Annotated in this window: 23 protein-coding genes; 19 read left to right on the top strand and 4 right to left on the bottom strand. The window is 58.0% G+C overall.

Annotation, left to right across the window (positions count from 1 at the left end):
* Positions 1-6 precede the first annotated feature (6 nt).
* A complete protein-coding gene (locus tag ABLV17_RS24130; protein WP_015366327.1) occupies positions 7-330 on the top strand; it encodes a YdbL family protein in 324 nt (107 codons plus the stop codon).
* Here ABLV17_RS24130 and feaR read toward each other — a convergent pair whose 3' ends face one another.
* The gene (gene feaR / locus ABLV17_RS24125; protein WP_087859454.1) at positions 331-1,239 is read right to left on the bottom strand and encodes a transcriptional regulator FeaR; all 909 of its coding nucleotides are present in this window, start codon (positions 1,237-1,239) and stop codon (positions 331-333) included. It abuts the gene before it with no gap.
* Between the two features lie 235 nt (positions 1,240-1,474).
* On the opposite strand from feaR, the gene ABLV17_RS24120 reads away from it, so the two are divergent.
* Positions 1,475-2,974: an aldehyde dehydrogenase family protein gene (locus ABLV17_RS24120; RefSeq protein WP_015366329.1), complete on the top strand. Its 1,500-nt coding sequence runs from the start codon at positions 1,475-1,477 to the stop codon at positions 2,972-2,974.
* 261 nt (positions 2,975-3,235) lie between these two features.
* The gene (locus tag ABLV17_RS24115; RefSeq protein WP_087859455.1) at positions 3,236-4,186 is read left to right on the top strand and encodes a zinc-dependent alcohol dehydrogenase family protein; all 951 of its coding nucleotides are present in this window, start codon (positions 3,236-3,238) and stop codon (positions 4,184-4,186) included.
* A gap of 2 nt (positions 4,187-4,188) precedes the next feature.
* On the opposite strand, the gene tynA is transcribed toward ABLV17_RS24115, so the two are convergent.
* Positions 4,189-6,456, bottom strand: a complete 2,268-nt coding sequence (gene tynA / locus ABLV17_RS24110) for a primary-amine oxidase (protein WP_348854733.1) — start codon at positions 6,454-6,456, stop codon at positions 4,189-4,191.
* A gap of 183 nt (positions 6,457-6,639) precedes the next feature.
* Positions 6,640-8,685: a phenylacetic acid degradation bifunctional protein PaaZ gene (paaZ, locus tag ABLV17_RS24105; RefSeq protein ID WP_308958697.1), complete on the bottom strand. Its 2,046-nt coding sequence runs from the start codon at positions 8,683-8,685 to the stop codon at positions 6,640-6,642.
* 286 nt (positions 8,686-8,971) lie between these two features.
* Here paaZ and paaA point away from each other — a divergent pair, with 286 nt between their 5' ends.
* The 16 genes from paaA (at position 8,972) to ABLV17_RS24025 (ending at position 22,396) form a co-directional block, all read left to right on the top strand.
* On the top strand, positions 8,972-9,901 hold the full coding sequence (gene paaA, locus ABLV17_RS24100) for a 1,2-phenylacetyl-CoA epoxidase subunit PaaA (RefSeq protein WP_016160906.1): 930 nt from the start codon (positions 8,972-8,974) through the stop codon (positions 9,899-9,901).
* A gap of 11 nt (positions 9,902-9,912) precedes the next feature.
* Positions 9,913-10,200, top strand: coding sequence for a 1,2-phenylacetyl-CoA epoxidase subunit PaaB (gene paaB, locus ABLV17_RS24095; protein WP_004224492.1), 288 nt, complete (start codon positions 9,913-9,915; stop codon positions 10,198-10,200).
* A gap of 7 nt (positions 10,201-10,207) precedes the next feature.
* Positions 10,208-10,963, top strand: a complete 756-nt coding sequence (gene paaC / locus ABLV17_RS24090) for a 1,2-phenylacetyl-CoA epoxidase subunit PaaC (RefSeq protein ID WP_308958698.1) — start codon at positions 10,208-10,210, stop codon at positions 10,961-10,963.
* An 11-nt stretch (positions 10,964-10,974) separates the two neighbouring features.
* The gene (gene paaD / locus ABLV17_RS24085; protein ID WP_308958708.1) at positions 10,975-11,472 is read left to right on the top strand and encodes a 1,2-phenylacetyl-CoA epoxidase subunit PaaD; all 498 of its coding nucleotides are present in this window, start codon (positions 10,975-10,977) and stop codon (positions 11,470-11,472) included.
* A gap of 7 nt (positions 11,473-11,479) precedes the next feature.
* On the top strand, positions 11,480-12,550 hold the full coding sequence (paaE, locus tag ABLV17_RS24080) for a 1,2-phenylacetyl-CoA epoxidase subunit PaaE (RefSeq protein WP_308958699.1): 1,071 nt from the start codon (positions 11,480-11,482) through the stop codon (positions 12,548-12,550).
* A complete protein-coding gene (gene paaF, locus ABLV17_RS24075; protein ID WP_113373222.1) occupies positions 12,547-13,314 on the top strand; it encodes a 2,3-dehydroadipyl-CoA hydratase PaaF in 768 nt (255 codons plus the stop codon). The genes paaE and paaF overlap by 4 nt, the downstream gene beginning before the upstream one ends.
* A gap of 2 nt (positions 13,315-13,316) precedes the next feature.
* Positions 13,317-14,105 carry a 2-(1,2-epoxy-1,2-dihydrophenyl)acetyl-CoA isomerase PaaG gene (gene paaG, locus ABLV17_RS24070; protein ID WP_032711767.1) on the top strand — a complete coding sequence of 263 codons (789 nt, stop codon included), beginning with the start codon at positions 13,317-13,319 and terminating at the stop codon, positions 14,103-14,105.
* Positions 14,106-14,108: 3 nt separating this feature from the next.
* Positions 14,109-15,530, top strand: a complete 1,422-nt coding sequence (locus ABLV17_RS24065) for a 3-hydroxyacyl-CoA dehydrogenase (protein WP_308958700.1) — start codon at positions 14,109-14,111, stop codon at positions 15,528-15,530.
* Positions 15,520-15,942 carry a hydroxyphenylacetyl-CoA thioesterase PaaI gene (paaI, locus tag ABLV17_RS24060; RefSeq protein ID WP_023279988.1) on the top strand — a complete coding sequence of 141 codons (423 nt, stop codon included), beginning with the start codon at positions 15,520-15,522 and terminating at the stop codon, positions 15,940-15,942. The genes ABLV17_RS24065 and paaI overlap by 11 nt, the downstream gene beginning before the upstream one ends.
* Entirely contained in the window at positions 15,942-17,147 is a 1,206-nt protein-coding gene (gene pcaF / locus ABLV17_RS24055) for a 3-oxoadipyl-CoA thiolase (protein ID WP_113373225.1), read from the top strand. Before paaI ends, pcaF begins: the two co-directional genes overlap by 1 nt.
* A gap of 26 nt (positions 17,148-17,173) precedes the next feature.
* Positions 17,174-18,490 carry a phenylacetate--CoA ligase PaaK gene (gene paaK, locus ABLV17_RS24050; RefSeq protein ID WP_004224503.1) on the top strand — a complete coding sequence of 439 codons (1,317 nt, stop codon included), beginning with the start codon at positions 17,174-17,176 and terminating at the stop codon, positions 18,488-18,490.
* Positions 18,491-18,589: 99 nt separating this feature from the next.
* Complete coding sequence (paaX, locus tag ABLV17_RS24045) at positions 18,590-19,516, top strand: phenylacetic acid degradation operon negative regulatory protein PaaX (protein WP_026612287.1); 927 nt, start codon at positions 18,590-18,592, stop codon at positions 19,514-19,516.
* Between the two features lie 9 nt (positions 19,517-19,525).
* Positions 19,526-20,122, top strand: a complete 597-nt coding sequence (paaY, locus tag ABLV17_RS24040) for a phenylacetic acid degradation protein PaaY (protein ID WP_113373226.1) — start codon at positions 19,526-19,528, stop codon at positions 20,120-20,122.
* A gap of 120 nt (positions 20,123-20,242) precedes the next feature.
* Entirely contained in the window at positions 20,243-20,845 is a 603-nt protein-coding gene (locus tag ABLV17_RS24035) for a CDP-alcohol phosphatidyltransferase family protein (RefSeq protein WP_087859466.1), read from the top strand.
* Complete coding sequence (locus ABLV17_RS24030; protein ID WP_087859467.1) at positions 20,842-21,759, top strand: phosphatidate cytidylyltransferase; 918 nt, start codon at positions 20,842-20,844, stop codon at positions 21,757-21,759. Before ABLV17_RS24035 ends, ABLV17_RS24030 begins: the two co-directional genes overlap by 4 nt.
* A 25-nt stretch (positions 21,760-21,784) precedes the next feature.
* Complete coding sequence (locus ABLV17_RS24025) at positions 21,785-22,396, top strand: lysophospholipid acyltransferase family protein (RefSeq protein WP_308958701.1); 612 nt, start codon at positions 21,785-21,787, stop codon at positions 22,394-22,396.
* A gap of 101 nt (positions 22,397-22,497) precedes the next feature.
* Here the strand turns inward: ABLV17_RS24025 and ABLV17_RS24020 are convergent, their stop codons facing one another.
* The gene (locus ABLV17_RS24020) at positions 22,498-22,965 is read right to left on the bottom strand and encodes a tellurium resistance protein TerW (protein ID WP_113373229.1); all 468 of its coding nucleotides are present in this window, start codon (positions 22,963-22,965) and stop codon (positions 22,498-22,500) included.
* Positions 22,966-23,001 lie beyond the last annotated feature (36 nt).

Here is a 23,001-nt window from a genome sequence, read left to right as displayed (position 1 = left end):
GCGATGATGAGAAAACGACTGCTGACTGCCACCCTGGCGTTAATGCTGTTGAGTAGCCCGGCGCTGGCGCTGACCTTGAATGAGGCGCGGGCGCAGGGGCGAGTAGGAGAAACGCTGAACGGCTATCTGGCGCCGCTGAAACAGGATGCGCAGACGTTGGCGTTAGTTAAACAGATTAATGCCGCGCGCAGCGAAAGTTATCAGCAACTGGCGGATGACAATAACCTGCCGGTGGATGAAGTAGCGAAAATGGCCGGGCAGAAGCTGGTCGCCCGGGCGCAGCCGGGGGAATATGTGCAGGGTATTAACGGCAAATGGCTGCGCAAATAGTTAACGATAGCGCTTGCGGTATTCGCCGGGCGACACGCCGAAGCGCTGCTTAAACGCCGTTGAAAAATGGCTATGGTCGCTAAATCCCCAACTGTAGCCAATTCCCGCCAGTTTCTCTTCATCGTGCGCGTTTTGTAACGCCCGGGCGCACAGGTCAAGACGCCGGTTTTTAATATACTGCGCGACCACCAGACCCTTATCGGCAAACAGGCGGTACAGGCTGCGTACCGACATGCCGGTTTCCCCGGCCAACCACTCCGGACGCAGCTGTTCCGACTGTATCGACTCATCAATCAACGCCATAATTTTTTGAAATTGCTTGTCGCGGCGCGTCGGCGGCGCTTCTTGCTGCTGTAGCATCGGTCGCAGCAGACAGACGATGGCCTCCAGCGCCGCTTCGCCTTCGCTTTCTGAGAGCGCCGGGCTGCGCATGCTTTCTTGCAGCAGCCGCTGGCTAAGTTGGACCATCGGCAGCGTTTTATTCAGCCGGGTGGCGATGCTGATGTCGCTGCCGTGCAGCTGGCTTTCCACGAGCTGGCGAGGCAGCAGCAGCGAAGCCTGTTTTGACGTGTGTTGCCAGAAGATAGAGCAGGGACGAGAAGCATCAATGAGCGTGATATCGCCGGCCTCGAGCACCACCTGGCGCTCGTCCTGCTCGATTGCCGCCTGGCCGTCGAGCTGAAAAACGGTATAGAACCAGGCGTCGTTGTCGCGTTTGATTTCGTTACGGGTGCGGTAAAGATTGACGCCGCGGGCGGTGACGGTACTGACTTTGAGACTACCGGTATAGCTTGCATCAATCTCGCCATGGAATTCGTCGCCCAGCGGACGAGCGGCAAAATGGCCGCACACTTGATTAATCTTTGCTAACCAACGCTGATAGTCCTGCCCGCTTTCTACCGTCGCCATCGTCTGCACCTTGTAAAAATAATGTTTCTGCATTGTTGCATTTATGCCGTGAGTGGCAAGAGCGCAGCGTGGAGTATATGAAAGAACTATTACCTGCGGCACATTTCACCGCCTTTCTGGGTGCTTAATTGCGGGACCTGTCACAGCGGCAACAACGATTGTCACAGAGAAAAAAGCGCAAATGGCTGACCCATCCTAGACTGTGTTCACTATCCGCGAACAATAAGGAAGTCGCATGTCCACATCACAGGTCGCGCTGCTCGCCAGCGTACAGCAGTTTCTCGATAGACAGCATGGCTTATATATTGATGGCAACCAGCAGGCGGCGCAGAGTGAAAAACGCTTAACCGTCTGGGACCCGGCCACCGGCCAGGCGATTGCCACTACGGCAGATGCTAATGCCGCCGACGTTGACCGCGCGGTGATGTCCGCCTGGCGCGCTTTTGTCGCCCGTAGCTGGGCCGGGCGCACGCCGGCCGACCGCGAGCGGATCCTGCTGCGTTTCGCCGATCTGGTGGAACAGCATGGTGAAGAGCTGGCGCAGCTCGAAACCCTTGAACAGGGGAAGTCGATCAATATTTCGCGCGCGTTTGAAGTCGGTTGCACCCTCAACTGGATGCGCTACACCGCCGGGCTGACCACCAAAATCAGCGGCCGTACGCTGGACGTTTCCATTCCGTTCCCGGAAGGCGCGCGCTATCAGGCGTGGACCCGTAAAGAGCCGGTTGGGGTAGTGGCGGGGATTGTTCCGTGGAACTTCCCGCTGATGATCGGCATGTGGAAAGTGATGCCGGCGCTGGCTTCCGGCTGTTCCATTGTGATTAAACCCTCCGAGACGACGCCGTTAACGTTGCTACGGGTAGCGGAGCTGGCAACGGAAGCCGGGATCCCGGATGGCGTCTTTAACGTTGTCACCGGCAGCGGCGGCGAGTGCGGCGCCGCCTTAACCACCCATCCGCAGGTGGCGAAAGTGAGCTTCACCGGTTCGACCGCCACCGGCAAGCATATTGCCCGCGCGGCAGCTGACCGTCTGACCCGCGTAACCCTTGAACTCGGCGGCAAAAACCCGGCCATCGTACTGAAAGATGCCGATCCGCAGTGGGTGATTGAAGGGTTGATGACCGGAAGTTTCCTCAATCAGGGGCAGGTATGCGCCGCCAGTTCGCGGATTTATATCGAAGCGCCGCTGTTTGATAACCTGGTGGCAGGCTTTGAGCAGGCGGTTAAGTCGCTGCAGGTGGGGCCGGGAATGGTTGAAACGACGCAGATTAACCCGGTGGTGTCGCAGGCGCACTGCGCTAAAGTGGCCGCTTATCTGGATGAAGCGCGTCAACAAAACGCCGAGCTGATTAGCGGTAACGTTGGGCCAAATGGCAACGGTTTTTATATTGCGCCGACGCTGGTGATTAATCCGGATGCCGGGCTGCGCCTGAATCGCGAAGAGGTGTTCGGCCCGGTGGTAAACCTGGTGCGCGTCGCCGATGGCGAAGAGGCGCTACGTTTAGCCAACGACAGCGATTTCGGTCTTACCGCTAGCGTCTGGACCCGCGACCTGACTCAGGCGCTGAACTATACCGATCGCCTGCAGGCCGGTACGGTATGGGTTAACAGCCATACGCTGATTGATGCCAACCTGCCGTTCGGCGGGATGAAGCAGTCCGGTACCGGGCGCGATTTTGGCCCGGACTGGCTGGACGACTGGTGCGAAACCAAATCGGTGTGCGTGCGCTACTGATTTTTTGTCGGATGGCGCTACGCTTATCCGACCTACAGCGTGGTGGGGTTTGGTAGCCCGTAGAAGGCGCCATGTGCCGCCTGCGGTAAACTCCCCGGTGGCGCTATCGCTTACCGGGGCTACAGCATTGTGCGATTTGGTAGCCCGGAGAAGGCGCAATGCGCCGCCTCCGGGAAACTCCCCGGTGGTTGGACATACCTCTTCCCCCTGAGCGCTGATTTGCTATGATCGGCGCTCTTTTTTTTCTGATGTTGCCCCGCTATGTGGAATGATGCGCTTTGCTATCAGCAGTACGGCGCGCCGGAAACGGTGCTCGCGCTGCATCACCTGCCGTTGCCGCCGCTGGCGCCCGGACTTGTTCGGGTACAAATGCGCTATGCCCCGGTCAACCCTTCCGATCTGATCCCCATTACCGGCGCTTACCGCCATCGTACGACGCTGCCATCGGTGGCGGGCTATGAAGGCGTTGGGGTGGTGATTGAAGACTCGACGAGTGGGCGTCCACGACTGGGGCAGCGGGTCCTACCGCTACGCGGCGCCGGAACCTGGCAGCGTTATCTTGATATTGATCCGCGCTGGCTGGTGCCGGTCGCTGAAGACATCGATGACATCGTGGCCGCGCGCGGCTATATCAATCCGCTGACCGCGATGCTGATGCTCACGCGCTGGCAGGTAGCGGGGAAACAGGTACTTTTGACCGCCGCTTCATCGTCCTGCGCCAGCCTGCTGGCACAGTGGGCGCTCGCCATGGGCGCGCGTTCGGTCAGCGGTATTATTCGCTCGCCGCAGCACATCCCGCGCTTGCAGCAGTATGGCGTCTACCCGCTACTCGAAGGCGACAGGGCGCTGATTGAACAAGTCAGTCAGTACAGCGATTTGGTGTTTGATGCGGTTGGCGGTGAGCTGGCGAATTTTCTGCTGGCGGTACTGCCGGTGTCGTCAACGCTGGTCTCTTATGGCTTGTTATCCGGTAAACCGCTCATCCAGACGCGAGGCAGCGCATCGGTACGCAAATTTCATCTGCGGGAGGCCTTATCGACACTCAGCGTTGATGCGTGGCAGGCGGCGTTTGCCGGGATCTGGCGACAGCTGCCGACCACAGCGCAGCCCGCGGCGCAGGTGATAAAGCTGTGCGACTGGCGTGAGGCGATTGCCGCCGCAGGCCAGCCGGGAAGAGGCGGTAAAATCCTGCTCGATTTCACCGCGGGTTAAGATTACTTTTTCTTCTCGCCAAGCGTTGGGGTTTCGTCAAAGAAGTTCCATGGTTTGAGCAGCGCATGCGCCCATTCGGTCGGCATAATTGGCCACTCTTCGGCGCGCGCGACGTGAGTGGTGCCGGTGGTAATCCACACGACGTCATCGTGGTTAGTCAGCGACTCATCATCCTTCGCGTACTGCCCTAAGCCGGTATCCTGGGCGGAACGGTTGGGATATTTTCCTTCCGGATAACGTTCGCTTGGATGGTAGCGCGTCACCCACAGCTGTTTATCCATAAAGCTCAGGCGATGATATATCCACTCGTCCGGGGCGAACTTGGCGCCAGTCGCCGCCGGGTGCGTGCCGCCGGCATAAGGGATAATCTGGTAAGAGACCGGGTTACCCATGCGGTTCTCTTTGCTGGTGTTGCTCAGCAGGCGGATAGTGCCAGGGTCGAATTTCTGCGCCGCTTTCTGCTCGCTATCGATTGTGTATTGATTCACCTGCATGGTGCTGGTGCGCGGGCCGCCGGCGGTGTTTGGCTTCACTTCAGGATCCATCGCCACCAGGGTGTTGTTTTCACCGTCCACGTCAAGATCGAGGCGGAAATTATAAATATGCTGGTGGGTGGTGCCGACAATATTATGGTCGATCAGCGTCCCGTAGCGGGTATCCTCTTTGGCGCTGGGGTCGTGCATGGTCTTCGCCATCACGCCTTTCACCGCTTCAATGCCGGTGGCGCCGGCATCGATACCGATGGTGCCGTTGTCATGGAACACCCAGTCAAAGATATAATCATAGTTCCCGACGGTACTGATCCAGCGCACCACCAGTTCCCGGCGTTCGGTGCTGACGTTAGGTTTGCCCATTTCCAGATGCTTATATTCCGGCCCGGCATAGCGTTCGAATATGGCGACCGCGCCTGGAATAGTGGTCGGTTTGCCGGTGTAATCGGCGATAGTTTCGTCCAGCAGTACCGCATTTGACGGCGCATCTTTACCGCGAACAATCGGCGATGTTAGGGTGCCCATACCGTAATCGCCGGAGTCCAGATAGGCTTTGAAATACCAGCCGACGTCAGGGTCGCCGTAGGGGACGATCATCCCGCCGAGGGAACCTTCATACATTACCTGGCGTTTTGTGCCGTTATCGTTGTAAGTCACCGTCGAGAGAATGGGCCCGACGCGCGAGTTCAGGCGCAGATGAAAATCCCAGTTCCGCCAGTGAATGGTATCGCCGGTGATCGTGTAGTTTTTACCTTCCGGTTCGGTTATCTCCAGCGGTTTCACCGCCGGGGCGTTGCGGTCGCGACCATCATAAGGACGGGGTTCCATCGGTACCGGGATCACCGGGCCTTCTTCAATTTTGATGATTTTCTTCGCTTCAAGGTCGACCACCGCCACCAGGTTTTCAATCGGGTGCGCCCAGTAGTTGCCGTCGCCGGTATCGAGATAACTGACGACCTTCAGCAGACGCGCATCCTGCTGCAGGCCATCTTTGCCATCAAAGTAGCCGACGGTGAGCGGGGTGGTGACCACTTTACTGGGATCGGTAATACCGTGCTTTTTCAGCACCTCAGCGAATTCGCTGCTGGCATTGATGATGTTCTGCACGCTGACGAAGTCATCGAGCAGCACCATCCCGTGGGCGCCTTTAATCGGCGTCCATGAGAGGATTTTTTTGTTCTGCAGATCGACGACGGCTTCAATGACATGTTTGCCATCGAGCATCACCACATCGGCGGTGCGCGGGGCATCAACGGGCGTTCCCTGCAGGGCAAAGGCCCATACCGCCGCTTTATCCGGCTCGTGCAGCGAAATCTCAGTGAAGCGGGTATTTGGCTGAAACTCCGGCGCGGCTTTAACAATGGTCACTGCGTCACTGATTTCCGCCGCCGAGAGCGAGTTTAACGGGTGAGGGCGCTTTTCGACCTGGAAGGTCTGATCGAGACCGGACTGGAACACATCGTTGATAAAGGTATCGGAGACCCAGGCTTTACCCTCCTTCATTACCACCGGCACCTGTAGATCAAGGGGTTTACCGTTGACGATCGCCGTTTTGGCGCCGGGCTTTACTTTGACGTAAGCGCCATCTTTTATCAGGGTAAACATTTGCGCATAGTCATCCCACTGCACATCGGCGCCGAATTCCTGCAGCGTTTTATCCAACGGCACCATGTGCGCTTCGCTACCGTGAGCGAAGACCGGTGATTGCCAGGCGCAAACCACCGCGACGGCCAGCGCCAGCGCGGTTTTACGGGGGGAAAACATCAATCCGTTTGCCATTGTGACCTCATCTTATTGTTGTGTTGTTGTTGCCGCTGCGAATGTCGGCTTTGTTACGCTTACCCTAGCAGTCTGCCGCCCGCGAACGTTTGTTTGCTTTTGCCAGCTTGTTTGTCAGTTTTGCCAGACGGACGTAAAAAATGCCTCCGTAGAGGCATTAAGCGCGTGGTGCCTGCGTGTTGACTACGCCGGGAAGTCTCCCTGCTGGCGCGCCACCAGGGTAAGAATGGAATACAGCGCCACCGCCTGCTGATGCTGGTTGAAAATCTCGACTGCCCATTCCACCACGCCGGTGGCTTTTTCATCGGCGCTGCGCTGACGTTTAACCGTTTTCCGCTTACAGGTCAGACGAACCTGAATGGTGTCTCCCGGTTTGACCGGCTCAATAAAGCGCAGGTTTTCCATGCCGTAGTTGGCGATAACCGGCCCGACGCCGGCATCGACGAACAGCCCTGCCGCAGCGGAGATCAGGAAATAACCGTGGACCACCCGCTCGCCGAAAATCGACTCAGCGGCGGCGATTTTGTCCATGTGCGCGTAGAAATGATCGCCGCTCAGGCAGGCGAAATTAACGATATCCGCTTCGGTCAGCGTTCGGCGCGGGGTTAATAAGCTATCGCCAGGCTGGATCTCTTCGAAGTATTTACGGAACGGGTGAATGCGGTCTTCATTCACCTGAGCGCCGCGCACCCACTGCTGGCTTATGGTCGCCAGCATCGTTGGGCTGCCCTGAATCGCGGTACGCTGCATATAGTGTTTCACCGAACGCAGTCCGCCGAGCTCTTCTCCGCCGCCAGCACGGCCGGGGCCGCCGTGTACCAGCTGCGGCAGCGGCGAACCGTGGCCGGTGGACTCCGCGGAGGATGCTTCGTTCAGTATCTGAATACGACCATGTGCGCGCGCGGCGCCGAGAATAAACTCGCGCGCCAGCTCGCCGCTGGCGGTGACCAGCGTACCGGCCAGACTACCGCCACCGGCGCGTGCCAGCGTGAGCGCATGCTGGCGGTCGCGATACGGCATCAGCGTCGCCACCGGGCCAAAGGCTTCAATGGCGTGAACCGCTGGCGTTTCATCCGGCTGCGGGCAGTACAGCAGGGTCGGCGGGAAGAACGCGCCATCAGCATTAAGATCTGCCTGTCCGCCGAGCAGCGCTTCGCAGCCGGCGGCAATCAGTTTATTGACGTTATCCTGCACGTCCTGACGCTGCTCGCTATTAACCAGGGCCCCCATCTTAATGCCCTCCTGCGCAGGGTCACCGACGGTTACTTTATGCAGGCGGGAGATCAGTGCATCGCTAACCGCATTAATCTGAGCCAGTGGCACGATGATTCTGCGGATAGCGGTACATTTTTGCCCGGCTTTCGCCGTCATCTCGCGGACCACTTCCCGAATAAACAGCGCAAATTCCGGTTGCTCCGGCGTGACGTCTTCACCTAATACGCAGCAGTTGAGCGAATCTGCTTCCATGGTAAAGGGAATAGATTTGGCCACCAGGTTAGGGTGAGTCCGTAGCTGCTGGCCGGTGGCGGCTGAGCCGGTAAAGGTCACTACGTCCTGGCTATCGAGATGGTCGAGAAGATCGCCCGCGCCGCCGCAAATCAGGCTGATGGCGCCTTCCGGCACCAGGCCGCTGTCGACAATCGCTTTCACCATTGCCTGGGTGAGCTGGGCGGTAGCGGTTGCCGGTTTAATGATAGCAGGCATGCCGGCAAGCCAGGTCGGCGCCAGTTTTTCCAGCATTCCCCAGCAGGGGAAGTTGAAGGCGTTGATATGGACGGCGACGCCTGATTTTGATGTCAGCACATGACGCGCGGCAAAACCGCCCTGTTTGGAGAGCGGGATAAGCTCGTCTTCCGGCCACAGAATATCGTCCGGCAGTTCGCGGCTACCGAGCCCGGCATAAGTGAACAAAGTACCGATACCGCCTTCAATATCCACCCAACTGTCGGCGCGAGTGGCGCCGGTTTGGGCGGAGATGGCGTAGAACTCGTCTTTCTGCTCCAGCAACCGTTTTGCTACCGCTTTCAGCATCGCGCTGCGTTCAATAAAGGTCATCGCCTGCAGGGCTTTGCCACCGCGTTCAATCGCGAAACGACGCGCCTGCGCCATATCCAGGCCTTCACTGGTCACCTCCCAAAGCGCCGCGCCGGTGATGGCGTGATGGATAGTACGGGCGCGGCCCCGGCCGGTCTGCCAGGCGCCGGATAAGTAACTGGCTAACTGCTGCATCGCAAATCTCCAAATGTGTTACGCATGATTACTATAAATAGTTCTTTTATGAATCATAAAATGCAAGTCTATATTTAATATTTTATTAACATTGTGATCGGTGGTTAATTAGGTTTTTTGCTTATGTGATTGTTGTTAATGCTATTTACAAAAGGTTTTGCGGTTATCATCACAAAAAGAACAAACAAAATTTGTGGTTTTATTTAACTAATATGTAACCTTCAATAAACAAAGTGATTCACATAAATGTTTTTGTTGTGAATATCGGAATCATAAAGGTGATGACGTGACAGAAGAACAACGCTTTGACCAGCGCATCGCGCAGGAAACGGCCATCGAACCGCGGGACTGGATGCCGGATGCCTATCGTAAGACCTTGATTCGTCAGATAGGTCAGCACGCGCACTCGGAAATTGTCGGCATGCTGCCGGAAGGCAACTGGATCACCCGCGCGCCGACGCTGCGCCGCAAAGCGATCCTGCTGGCTAAGGTACAGGATGAGGCCGGACACGGGCTTTATCTCTATAGCGCCGCGGAAACGCTGGGCTGCGCCCGGGAAGACCTGTATCAGAAAATGCTCGACGGGCAGATGAAATATTCCTCTATTTTTAACTACCCGACCCTCAGCTGGGCCGATATCGGCGTGATCGGCTGGCTGGTCGATGGCGCGGCCATCGTCAACCAGGTGGCGCTGTGCCGGACCTCCTACGGCCCCTATGCCCGGGCGATGGTCAAAATCTGCAAAGAAGAGAGTTTTCACCAGCGCCAGGGATTTGAAGCCTGCATGGCGCTGGCGCAGGGCAATGACGCGCAGCGGCAGATGCTGCAGGACGCTATTAACCGCTTCTGGTGGCCGGCGCTGATGATGTTTGGCCCTAACGATGACAACTCGCCGAACAGCGCCCGCAGCATGGCGTGGAAAATCAAACTGCACTCCAACGACGAGCTACGTCAGCGCTTCGTCGATAACACCGTGCCGCAGGTAGAGATCCTCGGTATGACCGTACCGGACCCGGATTTGCGCTTTGATGAAGCCAGCGGCCACTACCGCTTCGGCGAAATCGACTGGCAGGAATTTAACGAGGTGATTAGCGGCCGTGGCATTTGCAACCACGAGCGGCTGGCCGCCAAGCGTAAGGCCTGGGAAGAGGGCGAATGGGTGCGCGAAGCCGCACTGGCCCATGCGCAAAAACAGCAGGCCCGCAGCGCGGCATGAGGAGAGACAACATGAGCAAAGTTTACTGGCCGTTATATGAAGTGTTCGTTCGCAGCAAACAGGGGTTATCCCATCGTCACGTCGGCAGTCTGCACGCTGCCGATGATCAAATGGCGTTGGAGAATGCCCGCGATGCCTACACCCGCCGCAGCGAAGGCTGCTCAATTTGGGTGGTGAAGGCCAGCGAAATCGTTGCTTCGCAGCCGGAAGAACGCGGCGAATTCTTCGACCCGGCGGAAAGCAAAGTCTACCGTCATCCGACTTTCTATACCGTGCCGGACGGCATGGAACATATGTGAGGCGGCGATGAATAACCCTAACCCCGTAGCCACCTACGCCCTGCGCCTTGGCGACAATGGTCTGGTTCTGGCCCAGCGTTTAGGCGCCTGGTGCGGCCATGCGCCCGAGCTCGAGATCGATCTTGCGCTGGCCAACATCGGCCTCGACCTGCTCGGACAGGCGCGCAATTTTTTAAGCTATGCCGCCGAGCTTAACGGCTGCGGCGACGAAGATACGCTGGCCTTTGGCCGCGATGAGCGCCAGTTCAGCAACCTGCTGCTGGTGGAGCAGCCAAACGGCAATTTTGCCGACACTATCGCCCGCCAGTTCTTTATCGACGTCTGGCACGTCGCCCTGTTCAGCCGCCTGGTGAACAGCCGCGATACGCAGCTGGCGGCCATTGCCGCTAAAGGGCTGAAAGAGGTGCGTTACCACCAGCGTTTTAGCCGCGGCTGGCTGGAGCGACTGGGTAACGGCACCGAGATATCAAACCGCAAAATGCAGCAGGCGGTCGACAATCTTTGGCGCTTCACCGGCGAACTGTTCCTTGCCGATGAAGTGGAGCTCAGCCTGGTTGAGCAGGGCATTGCGGTTGATCCGCGCGAGCTTCAGGCCGAATGGCAAAGCGCGGTACACACGGCGCTGCTCGACTCCGGCTTACAAATCCCGCAGGAAGCTGCCTTCCGCAGCGGTGGCAAACAGGGGCTGCACAGTGAACATCTCGGCCCGCTGCTGGCGGAGATGCAGTATCTGCAGCGTTCGCATCCTGGACTGCAGTGGTAAGTGAGGTGACTATGCAACGTCTTGCCGATATCGCTCCTGCAGAGGTTCGCACCATCTGGGGATTATTAAGCGCGATCCCGGATCCGGAAGTGCCGGTACTCACCATCACCGACCTCGGAATGGTGCGCAGCGTCGCGCGCCACGGCGACGGCTGGGTGATTGGCTTTACCCCGACCTATTCGGGCTGTCCGGCGACGGAGCATCTGCTGGGCGAGATCCGTACGGTCATGAGCGAGCATGGCTTTGTGCCGGTACATATCGTCCTGCAGCTGGATCCGCCGTGGACCACCGACTGGATGAATCAGGATGCCCGCGAGCGCCTGCGCCAGTACGGCATCAGCCCGCCCCAGGGGCACGCCTGCCATGCGGACATGCCCGCTGAGGTGAGCTGTCCGCGCTGCGGCAGCACCCATACCTCGCTGATTAGCGAATTCGGTTCCACGGCCTGTAAAGCGCTCTATCGCTGCGACAGCTGCCGCGAACCTTTTGATTACTTTAAATGTATTTGAGGTTGCCATGACGACGTTCCATTCGCTTAAGGTGGCGAGAGTCGAGCCGGAAACCCGCGATGCGGTGACCATCACTTTTGCGATTCCGCAAGCCCTGCAGGCGGAATACTGTTTTCGCCCGGGCCAGCATCTGACGCTAAAAGCCCGTCTGGGCGGCGAAGAACTGCGCCGCTGTTACTCCATTTGTCGCAGCCGCACGCCAGGGGAAATTAGCGTCGCGGTCAAAGCCATCGACGGCGGGCGCTTCTCGCGTTACGCCCAGCACGATATCCAGCAGGGTATGGAGCTGGAGGTGATGGTGCCGCAGGGGCATTTCGGTTATCAACCGCAGGCTGAACGGCAGGGTGAATATCTGGCGATTGCCGCCGGTTCCGGGATCACGCCGATGATGGCTATCATTAGCGCGACGCTGGCGACCGAGGTGCAAAGCCGCTTCACGCTGATCTACGGTAACCGCAGCAGCCATAGCATGATGTTCCGCCAGGCGCTGGCCGATTTAAAAGACCGCTATCCGCAGCGCCTGCAGGTGATACATCTGTTTAGCCAGGAGTCGATGGACAGCGATCTGCTACAGGGCCGCATTGACGGCGACAAACTGCGCCAGCTCGCTGACCATCTGCTGGATTTTAGCCGTTTCGACGAGGCCTTTATCTGCGGTCCGGCGGTGATGATGGATGAGGCGGAAACGACGCTGCGCGAACTTGGCGTGCCGGAGAAGTCCATTCATCTCGAACGCTTTAATACCCCAGGCGGCAATGTGAAGCGGGCCGCTGGAGTGCAGGCGGAAGGGCGCACGGTGACCATCCGCCAGGATGGGCGCGATCGGCTTATCGCCCTCAGCGCCGAAGACGACAGCATCCTGGATGCCGCATTGCGTCAGGGCGCCGATCTGCCGTTCGCCTGTAAGGGCGGGGTATGCGCTACCTGTAAATGCAAAGTGCTACGCGGTGAAGTGGCGATGGCCGCCAATTACAGCCTGGAAGCGGACGAGCTGGCGGCGGGTTACGTGCTGAGCTGCCAGTCGCTGCCAACCAGCGGCGATGTGGTGGTCGACTTTGACGCGCGGGGGATGGCATGAGTGACCTGCTGATCCACCGTCATGGCCGGGTGTTACAGCTGACGCTGAACCGCCCGCAGGCCCGCAACGCGCTGAACAATGCCCTCTTAACCCAGATTGCCGAGGTGCTGGAGGCGGCGTCAATTGATGACAGCGTCGGCGTCTGCGTTATCAGCGGTAACGCGCGTTTTTTCGCCGCCGGGGCCGATCTCAACGAGATGGCGGAAAAAGATCTGCCAGCCACCCTTGATGATGTTCGCCCGCGGTTGTGGGCGCGTATCGATGCTTTCACTAAACCGCTCATCGCTTCGGTCAACGGCTACGCGCTTGGCGCCGGCTGCGAGTTGGCCCTGCTGTGTGACCTGATTGTTGCCGGTGACAATGCCCGCTTTGGCCTGCCGGAAATTACCCTCGGCATTATGCCGGGCGCGGGCGGCACCCAGCGTCTGATCCGCAGCGTTGGCAAGGCGTTGGCCAGCCGGATGGTGCTGAGCGGTGAGAGTATTGACGCCCGCCAGGCGCAGCAGGCCGGGCTGGTTAGCGATATCCATCCGGCGGCGTTAACCGATGAGTATGCCCTGAAACTGGCAACCACCATTGCCAGCCATTCGCCGCTGGCGCTACGGGCGGCAAAACAGTCGCTGCGCCTGTCGCAGGAAGTCAGCCTGCAGGCTGGTCTGCAACAGGAGCGCCAGCTGTTTAGCCTGCTGAGCGCTACCGAGGACCGTCGCGAAGGCATCGACGCCTTCTTACAAAAACGTACACCGGAATTTAAAGGACGCTAATCATGGAAGCTTTCATTCTCAGCGCAGTGGAACAGGGCGTCATGACCATTACCCTCAATCGCCCGGACCGCCTCAACAGTTTTAACGATCTGATGCATCAACAGCTGGCGGAATGTCTGAAGCAGGCCGAGCGTGATGACGGCGTGCGCTGCTTGCTGATCACCGGCGCTGGTCGCGGCTTTTGCGCCGGCCAGGATTTGAACGACCGCAATGTCGACCCCAGCGGCCCGCCGCCGGATCTCGGCCTGTCGGTAGAACGTTTTTATAACCCGCTGGTACGCCGTCTGGCGGCGCTGCCGAAGCCGGTTATCTGCGCGGTCAACGGCGTTGCCGCCGGCGCGGGCGCTACCCTGGCGCTGGGCTGCGATATCGTGCTGGCCGCGCGTTCAGCCAAATTTGTGATGGCGTTCAGCAAGCTCGGCCTGGTGCCGGACTGCGGCGGCAGCTGGTTCCTGCCGCGGGTGGCCGGCCGTGCGCGCGCGATGGGGCTGGCGCTGTTGGGCGATAGCCTCAGCGCGGAACAGGCCGCGCAGTGGGGGATTATCTGGCAACTGGTGGACGATTCAGAACTGGCGGATACCAGTCTGCAGCTGGCGCGCCATCTGGCGGCGCAACCGACGTTTGGTCTTGGGCTGATTAAAAAGGCGCTGCTGGCTTCTGAAACCAACAGTCTCGATGCGCAGCTGGATCTTGAGCGCGATTATCAGCGCCTGGCCGGGCGCAGCGATGATTACCGCGAAGGGGTCAGCGCGTTTCTGGCCAAACGGCCACCACAGTTCAGCGGGAAATAGGCCATGACAACATCCTTAGCTACCGTGGCGGTGATTGGCAGCGGCACCATGGGGGCCGGTATTGCCGAAGTGGCCGCTGCCGCCGGACATCCGGTGCGTATTTTCGATATTAATCAAACCGCGATTGCCCAGGCGATCGACGGCATTGCTATGCGTCTGGCATCGCGGGTCGAGCGCGGCAAACTGGCCTCAGAGCAGGCCGACGCGCTGCTGGCGCGCCTGCATCCGGCTCACGATTTAGCCGCGCTTGCCGACGCGGATTTAGTAATTGAAGCGGCCTCTGAACGGCTGGAGGTAAAAACGGCGCTGTTCGCACAGCTGGCGGAGATATGCGCGCCGTCAACGCTGTTGACCAGTAACACTTCGTCTATTTCGATTACCGCCATCGCCGCCGGGGTCAAAAACCCGGAGCGGGTGGCCGGGCTGCACTTTTTTAATCCGGCGCCGGTGATGAAACTGGTCGAGGTAGTGAGTGGGCTCGAGACGTCTGATGAGGTGGTAGAGCAGCTGTGCCAGTGCGTAAGCGGCTGGGGGAAACAGCCGGTGCGCTGCCGCTCAACGCCCGGTTTTATCGTTAACCGCGTAGCGCGTCCCTTCTACGCCGAGGCCTGGCGCGCGCTGGAAGAGCTGGTTGCCGCCCCTGAGGTTATTGATGCCGCGTTGCGTGACGGCGGCGGTTTTCCGATGGGACCGCTGGCATTGACTGACCTGATTGGCCAGGACGTCAACTTCGCCGTGACCTGTTCGGTATTCAACGCCTTCTGGCAGGACCGCCGCTACCTACCATCGCTACTACAGCAAGAGCTGGCGCTGGCCGGGCGATTGGGTAAAAAGAGCGGCCACGGCGTCTATCGCTGGCCCGCCGAGACGCAGCCGGACGCGGCGCTGCCGCCGGTATCTAGTGGTGTTCAATCTATTACGGTTGTAAGTGACAGCGTCACAGAACTCGATGAACTCTTATTGTTGGAGACTGAAGGCGAAACGGCATTGGCGCTGAGCCTTAAGCATCAACGCCCGGTGGTGGTGTATGACCTGTGCGCCAGCGATACGGTGGTGCTGGCCGCAGCGGCGACCAACGCGCCTGCGGCCACTGACAAGGCCGTGCATTACTTCCAGCAGCAGGGCAAGAAAGTGCTGCGTATTGCCGATTATCCCGGCCTGCTGGTGTGGCGCACGGTGGCGATGCTGATTAACGAAGCGCTGGATGCGGTGCAAAAAGGCGTCGCCAGCCCGCAAGACATCGATACCGCCATGCGCCTTGGCGTCAACTATCCGCGAGGCCCGCTGGCGTGGGGAGAAAGCCTTGGCTGGCGGCGGGTGCTGCAACTGCTGGAGAACCTGCAACACCATTATGGCGAGGAGCGCTATCGCCCCAGTTCCCTGTTGCGCCAGAAGGCGCTGATGGAGAAGCACCATGAGCAATGATCCGTGGCGCAACGCGCGCGTGATGTACGAAAAAGATACCTGCGCCAGAAAGATGGGGATCGAACTTATCGAAATGGACGACGGTTTTGCGCAGATGAGCATGACCGTCTCGGCGGACATGCTTAACGGCCATCAAACCTGTCACGGCGGTCAACTATTTACGCTTGCCGATACCGCTTTCGCTTACGCCTGTAACAGCCAGGGGCTGGCGGCGGTGGCCTCGGCGGCGAGCATTGATTTTCTTCGTCCGGCGTTTGCCGGCGACAGGCTGGTCGCCACCGCCAGAGTCAAACAGCAGGGCAAGCTGACCGGCGTCTACGACATCGAAATTGTTAATCAACAGCAAAAGATTGTGGCCCTGTTCCGCGGCAAATCGCACCGCATCGGCGGCACAATCACGGGAGAAGTGTAATGCGCGACGCCTTTATTTGTGACGGGATCCGCACGCCGATTGGCCGCTACGGCGGAGCGCTGGCCGGCGTCCGCGCCGACGATCTGGCGGCGATCCCGCTGCGTGAGCTGCTGAGCCGTAACCCCGGGCTCGACCCGGCAGCGATTGATGATGTGATTTTCGGTTGTGCTAACCAGGCCGGTGAAGATAACCGCAACGTGGCGCACATGGCGACGCTATTGGCCGGTTATCCGCATACCGTGCCGGGCACCACGATTAACCGCTTGTGCGGATCGGGTCTGGATGCGATCGGTTTTGCCGCCAGGGCGATCAAAGCCGGCGATGCCGATCTGTTGATTGCCGGCGGCGTCGAATCGATGTCGCGCGCGCCATTCGTGATGGGAAAAGCCAGCACGCCGTACCAGCGTCAGGCGGAACTCTTTGATACCACGATTGGCTGGCGTTTTGTGAACCCGCTCATGGCGCAACAATTCGGAACTGACAGCATGCCGGAAACGGCAGAGAATGTAGCTGAATTGTTAAATATTAGCCGAGCCGATCAGGACGCTTTCGCCTGGCGCAGCCAACAGCGCACGGCGCAGGCCCAGCGCGACGGCATTCTGGCGCAGGAAATCGTGCCGGTGCAGATCATCGGCAAGAAAGGAGCGGTCAGCGCGGTACGCGATGATGAGCATCCTCGACCGGAAACCACGCTTGAGCAACTCGCGCTATTAAAAGCGCCGTTCCGGAAAGGCGGAGTCATTACGGCTGGAAATGCATCCGGCGTTAACGATGGCGCAGCGGCGCTGATTATCGCCAGTGAACAGCAGGCCAGCGTACAGGGGCTCACGCCGCGCGCGCGTATTGTGGCGATGGCGACGGCGGGTGTTGAGCCGCGCCTGATGGGCCTGGGGCCGGTACCGGCAGTGCGTAAAGTGCTGGAGCGAGCCGGGCTCAATATTAACGATATGGACCTGATTGAGCTGAATGAGGCCTTCGCCGCGCAGGCGCTGGGGGTGCTCAGACAACTCGGCGTGCCGGATGATGCGTCGCACGTGAACCCCAACGGCGGCGCCATCGCGTTAGGCCATCCGCTGGGCATGAGCGGCGCGCGGCTGGCGCTCAGCGCCAGCCTTGAGCTGCAACGCCGGGGCGGACGTTATGCGCTGTGTACGATGTGTATTGGCGTGGGTCAGGGCATTGCCATGATCCTCGAGCGAGTGTGAGCTAATTTACCTGCGAGTACCCTACAATGATAACTACTACAAAATTAGATCCGATTGAAACCGCATCGCGTGATGAACTGCAGGCCCTGCAAACCCAGCGCCTGAAATGGACGCTCAAGCATGCGTATGAAAATGTGCCGATGTATCGCCGCAAATTCGACGCCGCCGGTGTGCACCCTGACGATTTTCGGGAATTAAACGATCTGAAAAAATTCCCCTGTACCACTAAACAAGATCTGCGCGACAACTATCCCTTCGATACCTTTGCGGTGCCGATGGAGCAGGTGGTGCGCATTCACGCCTCTTCCGGCACCACCGGCAAACCGACGGTGGTAGGTTATACGCAAAACGATATTGATAACTGGGCCAATATTGTCGCCCGTTCGCTGCGTGCGGCCGGAGGTTCAGCGAAAGATAAAATTCACGTCGCCTACGGCTACGGCCTGTTTACCGGCGGCCTTGGCGCGCACTACGGCGCGGAGCGTTTAGGCGCGACGGTGATCCCGATGTCCGGCGGACAGACCGAAAAACAGGCGCAGCTGATCCGCGACTTCCAGCCGGATATGATCATGGTGACGCCGTCCTACTGCCTGAATCTGATTGAAGAGCTGGAGCGCCAGATGGGCGGCGATGCCCGCGGCTGTTCATTGCGGGTCGGCGTGTTTGGCGCCGAGCCGTGGACGCTGGCGATGCGCGCGGAAATCGAGCGCCGCCTGGGGATCACCGCGCTGGATATTTACGGTCTGTCAGAGGTGATGGGGCCGGGGGTGGCGATGGAGTGTCTGGAAACCGTTGATGGCCCGACCATCTGGGAAGACCACTTCTTCCCGGAAATCGTCAACCCGGACGACGGTACGCCGCTGGAGGATGGCGAGCATGGCGAACTGTTGTTTACCACCTTGACCAAAGAAGCGCTGCCGGTGATCCGCTATCGTACCCGCGACCTGACGCGCCTGCTGCCGGGAACCGCGCGGACCATGCGCCGCATGGATCGCATCAGTGGACGCAGCGACGATATGTTGATTATCCGCGGGGTTAACGTTTTCCCCTCGCAGCTGGAAGAGGAGATCCTCAAGTTTGAACACCTGGCGCCGCACTATCAGTTAGAGGTCAATCGCCGCGGTCATCTTGATTCGCTGGCGGTACGCGTTGAGCTGAAAGAGAGTGGGCTGGCGTTGAGTCATGAACAACGCTGCCAGATTTGCCATCAGTTGCGTCACCGTATTAAGTCGATGGTCGGGATCTCCACCGATATTACTATCGTCAACTGCGGCAGCATTCCTCGCTCTGAAGGGAAAGCCTGTCGGGTATTCGACCTGCGTAAAGCGGTGGTTAGCGGTTAATTCTCTCCCCGGTAACCCGGCTGAGGCCTTTACGCCGTAAGCCGGGAATTTCCTGTGCTATGATTCATAAAGGAAAAATATAACAACAGAATGAATCAGATGAGTAAACTCGACGCCTTTATTCAACAAGCTGTAACGGCGATGCCGATAAGCGGCACGTCATTGATTGCCTCGCTGTATGGCGACGCCTTATTACAACGCGGTGGGGAAGTGTGGCTGGGTAGCGTCGCGGCGCTGCTGGAAGGATTAGGATTTGGCGAGCGCTTTGTTCGCACCGCGCTATTTCGCCTCAATAAAGAAGAGTGGCTAGACGTCGTGCGTATCGGCCGGCGCAGCTTTTATCGCCTGAGCGATAAAGGACTACGTCTGACCCGGCGCGCGGAACATAAAATCTACCGGGCGAACGCTCCCGAATGGGACGGAACCTGGCTGCTGCTATTGTCGGAAGGGTTAGAAAAAACGGTTCTGGCGGAAGTCAAAAAGCAACTGTTATGGCAGGGATTTGGCGCGCTGGCGCCGAGCCTGCTGGCTTCGCCGTCGCAAAAGCTGGCCGATGTCCAATCGCTGCTACATGAAGCGGGCGTTGCCGAAAACGTCATCTGTTTTGAAGCCCATTCGCCGCTGGCGCTCTCAAGGGCGGCGCTGCGCGACCGCGTAGAAGAGTGCTGGCATCTCACCGAACAAAATGAGATGTACGAGGCGTTTATCGCATTGTTCCGACCGTTACTGCCGCTGCTGCGCGACAGCGAACCGTCAGAATTGACGCCGGAGCGCTGTTTCCAGATCCAACTGCTCCTTATCCATTTCTATCGCCGGGTGGTGCTTAAAGACCCGCTGCTGCCGGAAGAGCTGCTTCCCGCACACTGGGCCGGGCAAACCGCGCGGCAGCTGTGCATCAATATTTATCAACGCGTGACCCCCGGCGCGCTGGCGTTTGTCGGCGAGAAAGGTGAAAGCTCGGTTGGCGAGCTTCCCGCGCCGGGACCGCTTTATTTTCAACGCTTTGGCGGTTTGCCGGGCGTCTAAGGAGATTGCATGCCGATTTATCAGATTGATGGGCTGACGCCAGTGGTGCCGGATGAGAGCTATGTTCATCCGACGGCGGTACTCATTGGCGACGTGATCCTGGGAAAAGGGGTCTATGTTGGGCCTAATGCCAGCCTGCGCGGCGACTTCGGCCGTATTGTAGTAAAAGACGGAGCCAATATTCAGGATAACTGCGTCATGCACGGCTTCCCCGGCCAGGATACCGTGGTGGAAGAGGACGGTCACATCGGCCACGGCGCAATTCTGCACGGCTGTGTGATTGGCCGCAACGCGCTGGTGGGAATGAGCGCGGTGATTATCGACGGGGCGGTAATTGGCGAAAATAGTATTGTCGGCGCTTCTGCTTTCGTAAAAGCGAAAGCGGAAATGCCTGCTAACCATTTGATCATCGGCAGCCCGGCAAAAGCGATTCGTACGCTGAGCGAACAGGAGCTGGAGTGGAAAAAACACGGTACCCGTGAATACCAGGTGCTGGTCGAACGCTGTAAGCAGACGCTACATCAGGTGGAGCCATTAAAAGAGATGGAGGCCGGGCGCAAGCGTCTGGAATTTGATGAAAACCTGCGGCCAAAATCGTCGAGCTGAATGTTATTAATTTTTTTATTAGCTTGTTGAATATTAACGGATTCTGAATTTTACTTTGCCGTCTTTTGTCACGCAGCGGCTAAGCGCAATATGGTCCTTTGACTTTATCGAGGATCGACAATGACGCTTTACAGCGTGAAACCTGCGTTTCAGGCGCTGCTGCGGCCAATCATGTTCTGGTTGGCGAAGCGAGCGGTCACCGCCAATCAGGTGACGCTCGCCGCCTTGTTATTATCCGTTCTGACCGGCTTAGTCCTGGCGATCTTTCCGCATTACACTCTTTACTGGATACTTCCAGTCGTTCTGTTTATCCGTATGGCGCTGAATGCGCTTGATGGCATGCTGGCCCGAGAGTGTCGTCAGCAGTCCCGACTCGGCGCGGTGCTCAACGAATTTGGCGATGTGATCTCCGATGTTGCGTTATATCTTCCTTTTTTATTGCTTCCCGGTAGCCATCCGACGCTGGTGTTAACAATGCTGCTTTGTACGGTTCTCAGTGAGTTTGCCGGAGTGCTGACGCAGGCGATTGGCGGCGTGCGTAGTTACGCCGGGCCGATGGGGAAAAGCGATCGCGCTATGGTGTTTGGCGGTTGGGGGATAGCATTGAACCTGTGGCCGGACGTGGCGGTATGGAGCAATATGCTGTGGGGGCTCGTTACCTTGCTACTTATCTGGACCATTATCAACCGCTGTTCCAGCGTTCTGCCCGGAGCCAGGGCATGACGCTATTGCTGCGTTCTCTGGCGGTTATCTTTTTGCTATTGCTATTGGCGACAGCAGTGGATGGTCTGCTGCGCTGGCGGAAGCCTGAGAAAAACTGGCGTGAGTTGACCTTACGGATCCACACCTGGTGGGTGATTATCGTCCTTTTTTCGCTGGCGTTGCTCAGCCCGCGCTGGTTGGCGCTGACCTTTTTCGCGCTGGTCAGCTTTATGGCGCTGAAAGAGTTCTTGACTCTGGTGCCCTCCCGACAGGCTGACCGCATGCCCGTACTGTGGATGTTCATCGCCATCCCCATCAACTATTGGCTAATCAGTATTGGCTGGTACGGTCTGTATATCATTTTCATTCCGGTGTACGCCTTTTTATTCCTGCCTGCGAGAATGGTTCTGGCGGGGGATACCCGGGGGTTTTTACATAGCGCCGCGCAGCACCATTGGGGGCTGATGACCACCGTCTTCGCTTTTAGCCACGTGGCTTCTTTGCTGGTGTTGCCAACCAACGGTCAGCAAACCGGCGCGCTGCTGGTGCTGTTTCTGGTGGGCTTAACCGAATTCAACGACATTGCGCAGTATCTTTGGGGTAAATCATTGGGGCGGATCAAAATCACGCCAACCGTGAGCCCAAATAAGACCCTGGCCGGATTGCTTGGCGGTATAGGCTGCACCACGCTGGCCGCATGGCTGCTGGGGCCGATAATGACGCCGCTTAACTGGCAGATGTCGTTATTGGCGGGCGCGATGATCGGCAGCGCGGGTTTCTGCGGAGATGTGGTGATGTCGGCGGTGAAACGCGATATTGGGGTGAAAGACAGCGGTACCTTGCTGCCGGGCCACGGCGGCATTCTTGACCGGCTGGACTCTCTTATCTTTACCGCGCCGGTATTCTTCCATTTTATTCGTTATTCCTGCTACTGACATGATGCTAAAAAATGGCTTTAGAATGCTGTTTGCGATAGTGGTTATCTGGCCATTAGCCTGGCTGTGGCTAGGGCTGCGGGTGAAACATCGTGAGCGCCTGCCGGAAAAGGGGCCGGCGATCGTGGTGGCTAATCATAACAGCCATATGGATGTGTTCGCGCTGCTGGCGCTATTTTCGTTGCGAACGCAGAGACAAGTTCATCCAGTGGCGGCGGCGGACTATTTTTTACGTAATAAAGCGCTGGCCTGGTTCACCCTGAATGTACTGAATATTATTCCCGTAGCGCGCCGCGGGCAGGGGAAAAATCCGTTAGCGGCCTGTGAACAAGCGCTACGTGATGAACAAATCCTGATCCTTTTTCCTGAAGGTACCCGCGGACAACCGGGAGTGATAGCGCCGATAAAATCAGGGCTTTGGTATCTCAGCCAAAGTTTGCCGCAGGTCGCTATTATCCCTATAGGGCTCAAAGGTACCGAACGGGTGATGGCTAAAGGCAACCGCATTCCTTTACCCCTGTTCATCGACGTCAATATTGGCGAGCCGTTATATTTCCATCCGGATAAACAGCAGTTTAAAGACCAGATAGGGCGGCAGTTACTGTTGCTGGCCGGTACGATTCCCGGCGCTACCTGACTGCAGATATTGAGTGGCTAAATTGAGATAACGGGGTTGATAGCGTGACAGCTCAAGTAGATGTTTGTTGCCGCCCGGACATAGGGCGGCGAACGATATAATCAGCGCTTTTGGTTGTAAAATGAATCAATTAATTCATCAATAAACTTTTGCGCCAGCATCTCTACCGCGCCGCTACGGGTAAGCATCGCCAGGCAGGCCAGCCGGTCCAGTTTACGTAGCACCGAGCGTTTAACCGACAGCGAAATAGCCGTTTTTTGATCCTTATTCAATACGACTTTACCCGAAGTCATCGGCATTTTTAGGTCGCTATTGACACGGATCGCTTCTGCCATTCGCTCCATCATCTCCTTCGTCAAGGAGCCACTAGCGACAAGTTGATAGGTATGGGCGGCTTTACTGTATTTTATTTCCGCCGCATAGGTATCACGCAACGTTTTCAGCGTTCTTGATAACGTTGGATCCGAACAACCTAGCTTTTCCAGCAGTTCCGTTGAGGGGACCGGTTGCCCGTTGCCGAGAATCAGCGCCAGTTTAAAAATGCGCTCTTGTTTACTATTTAATCTCATCCTGAGGCCATCGCATTATCCATAGTGTAGTGTGTC

Origin of the sequence: Klebsiella sp. CN_Kp091 (assembly GCF_040065095.1) — a bacterium.
GTDB classification, from domain to species: domain Bacteria; phylum Pseudomonadota; class Gammaproteobacteria; order Enterobacterales; family Enterobacteriaceae; genus Klebsiella; species Klebsiella aerogenes.
The sequence above is the reverse complement of the archived record's forward strand: the minus strand, read 5'-3'. Positions and strand labels throughout refer to the sequence as shown.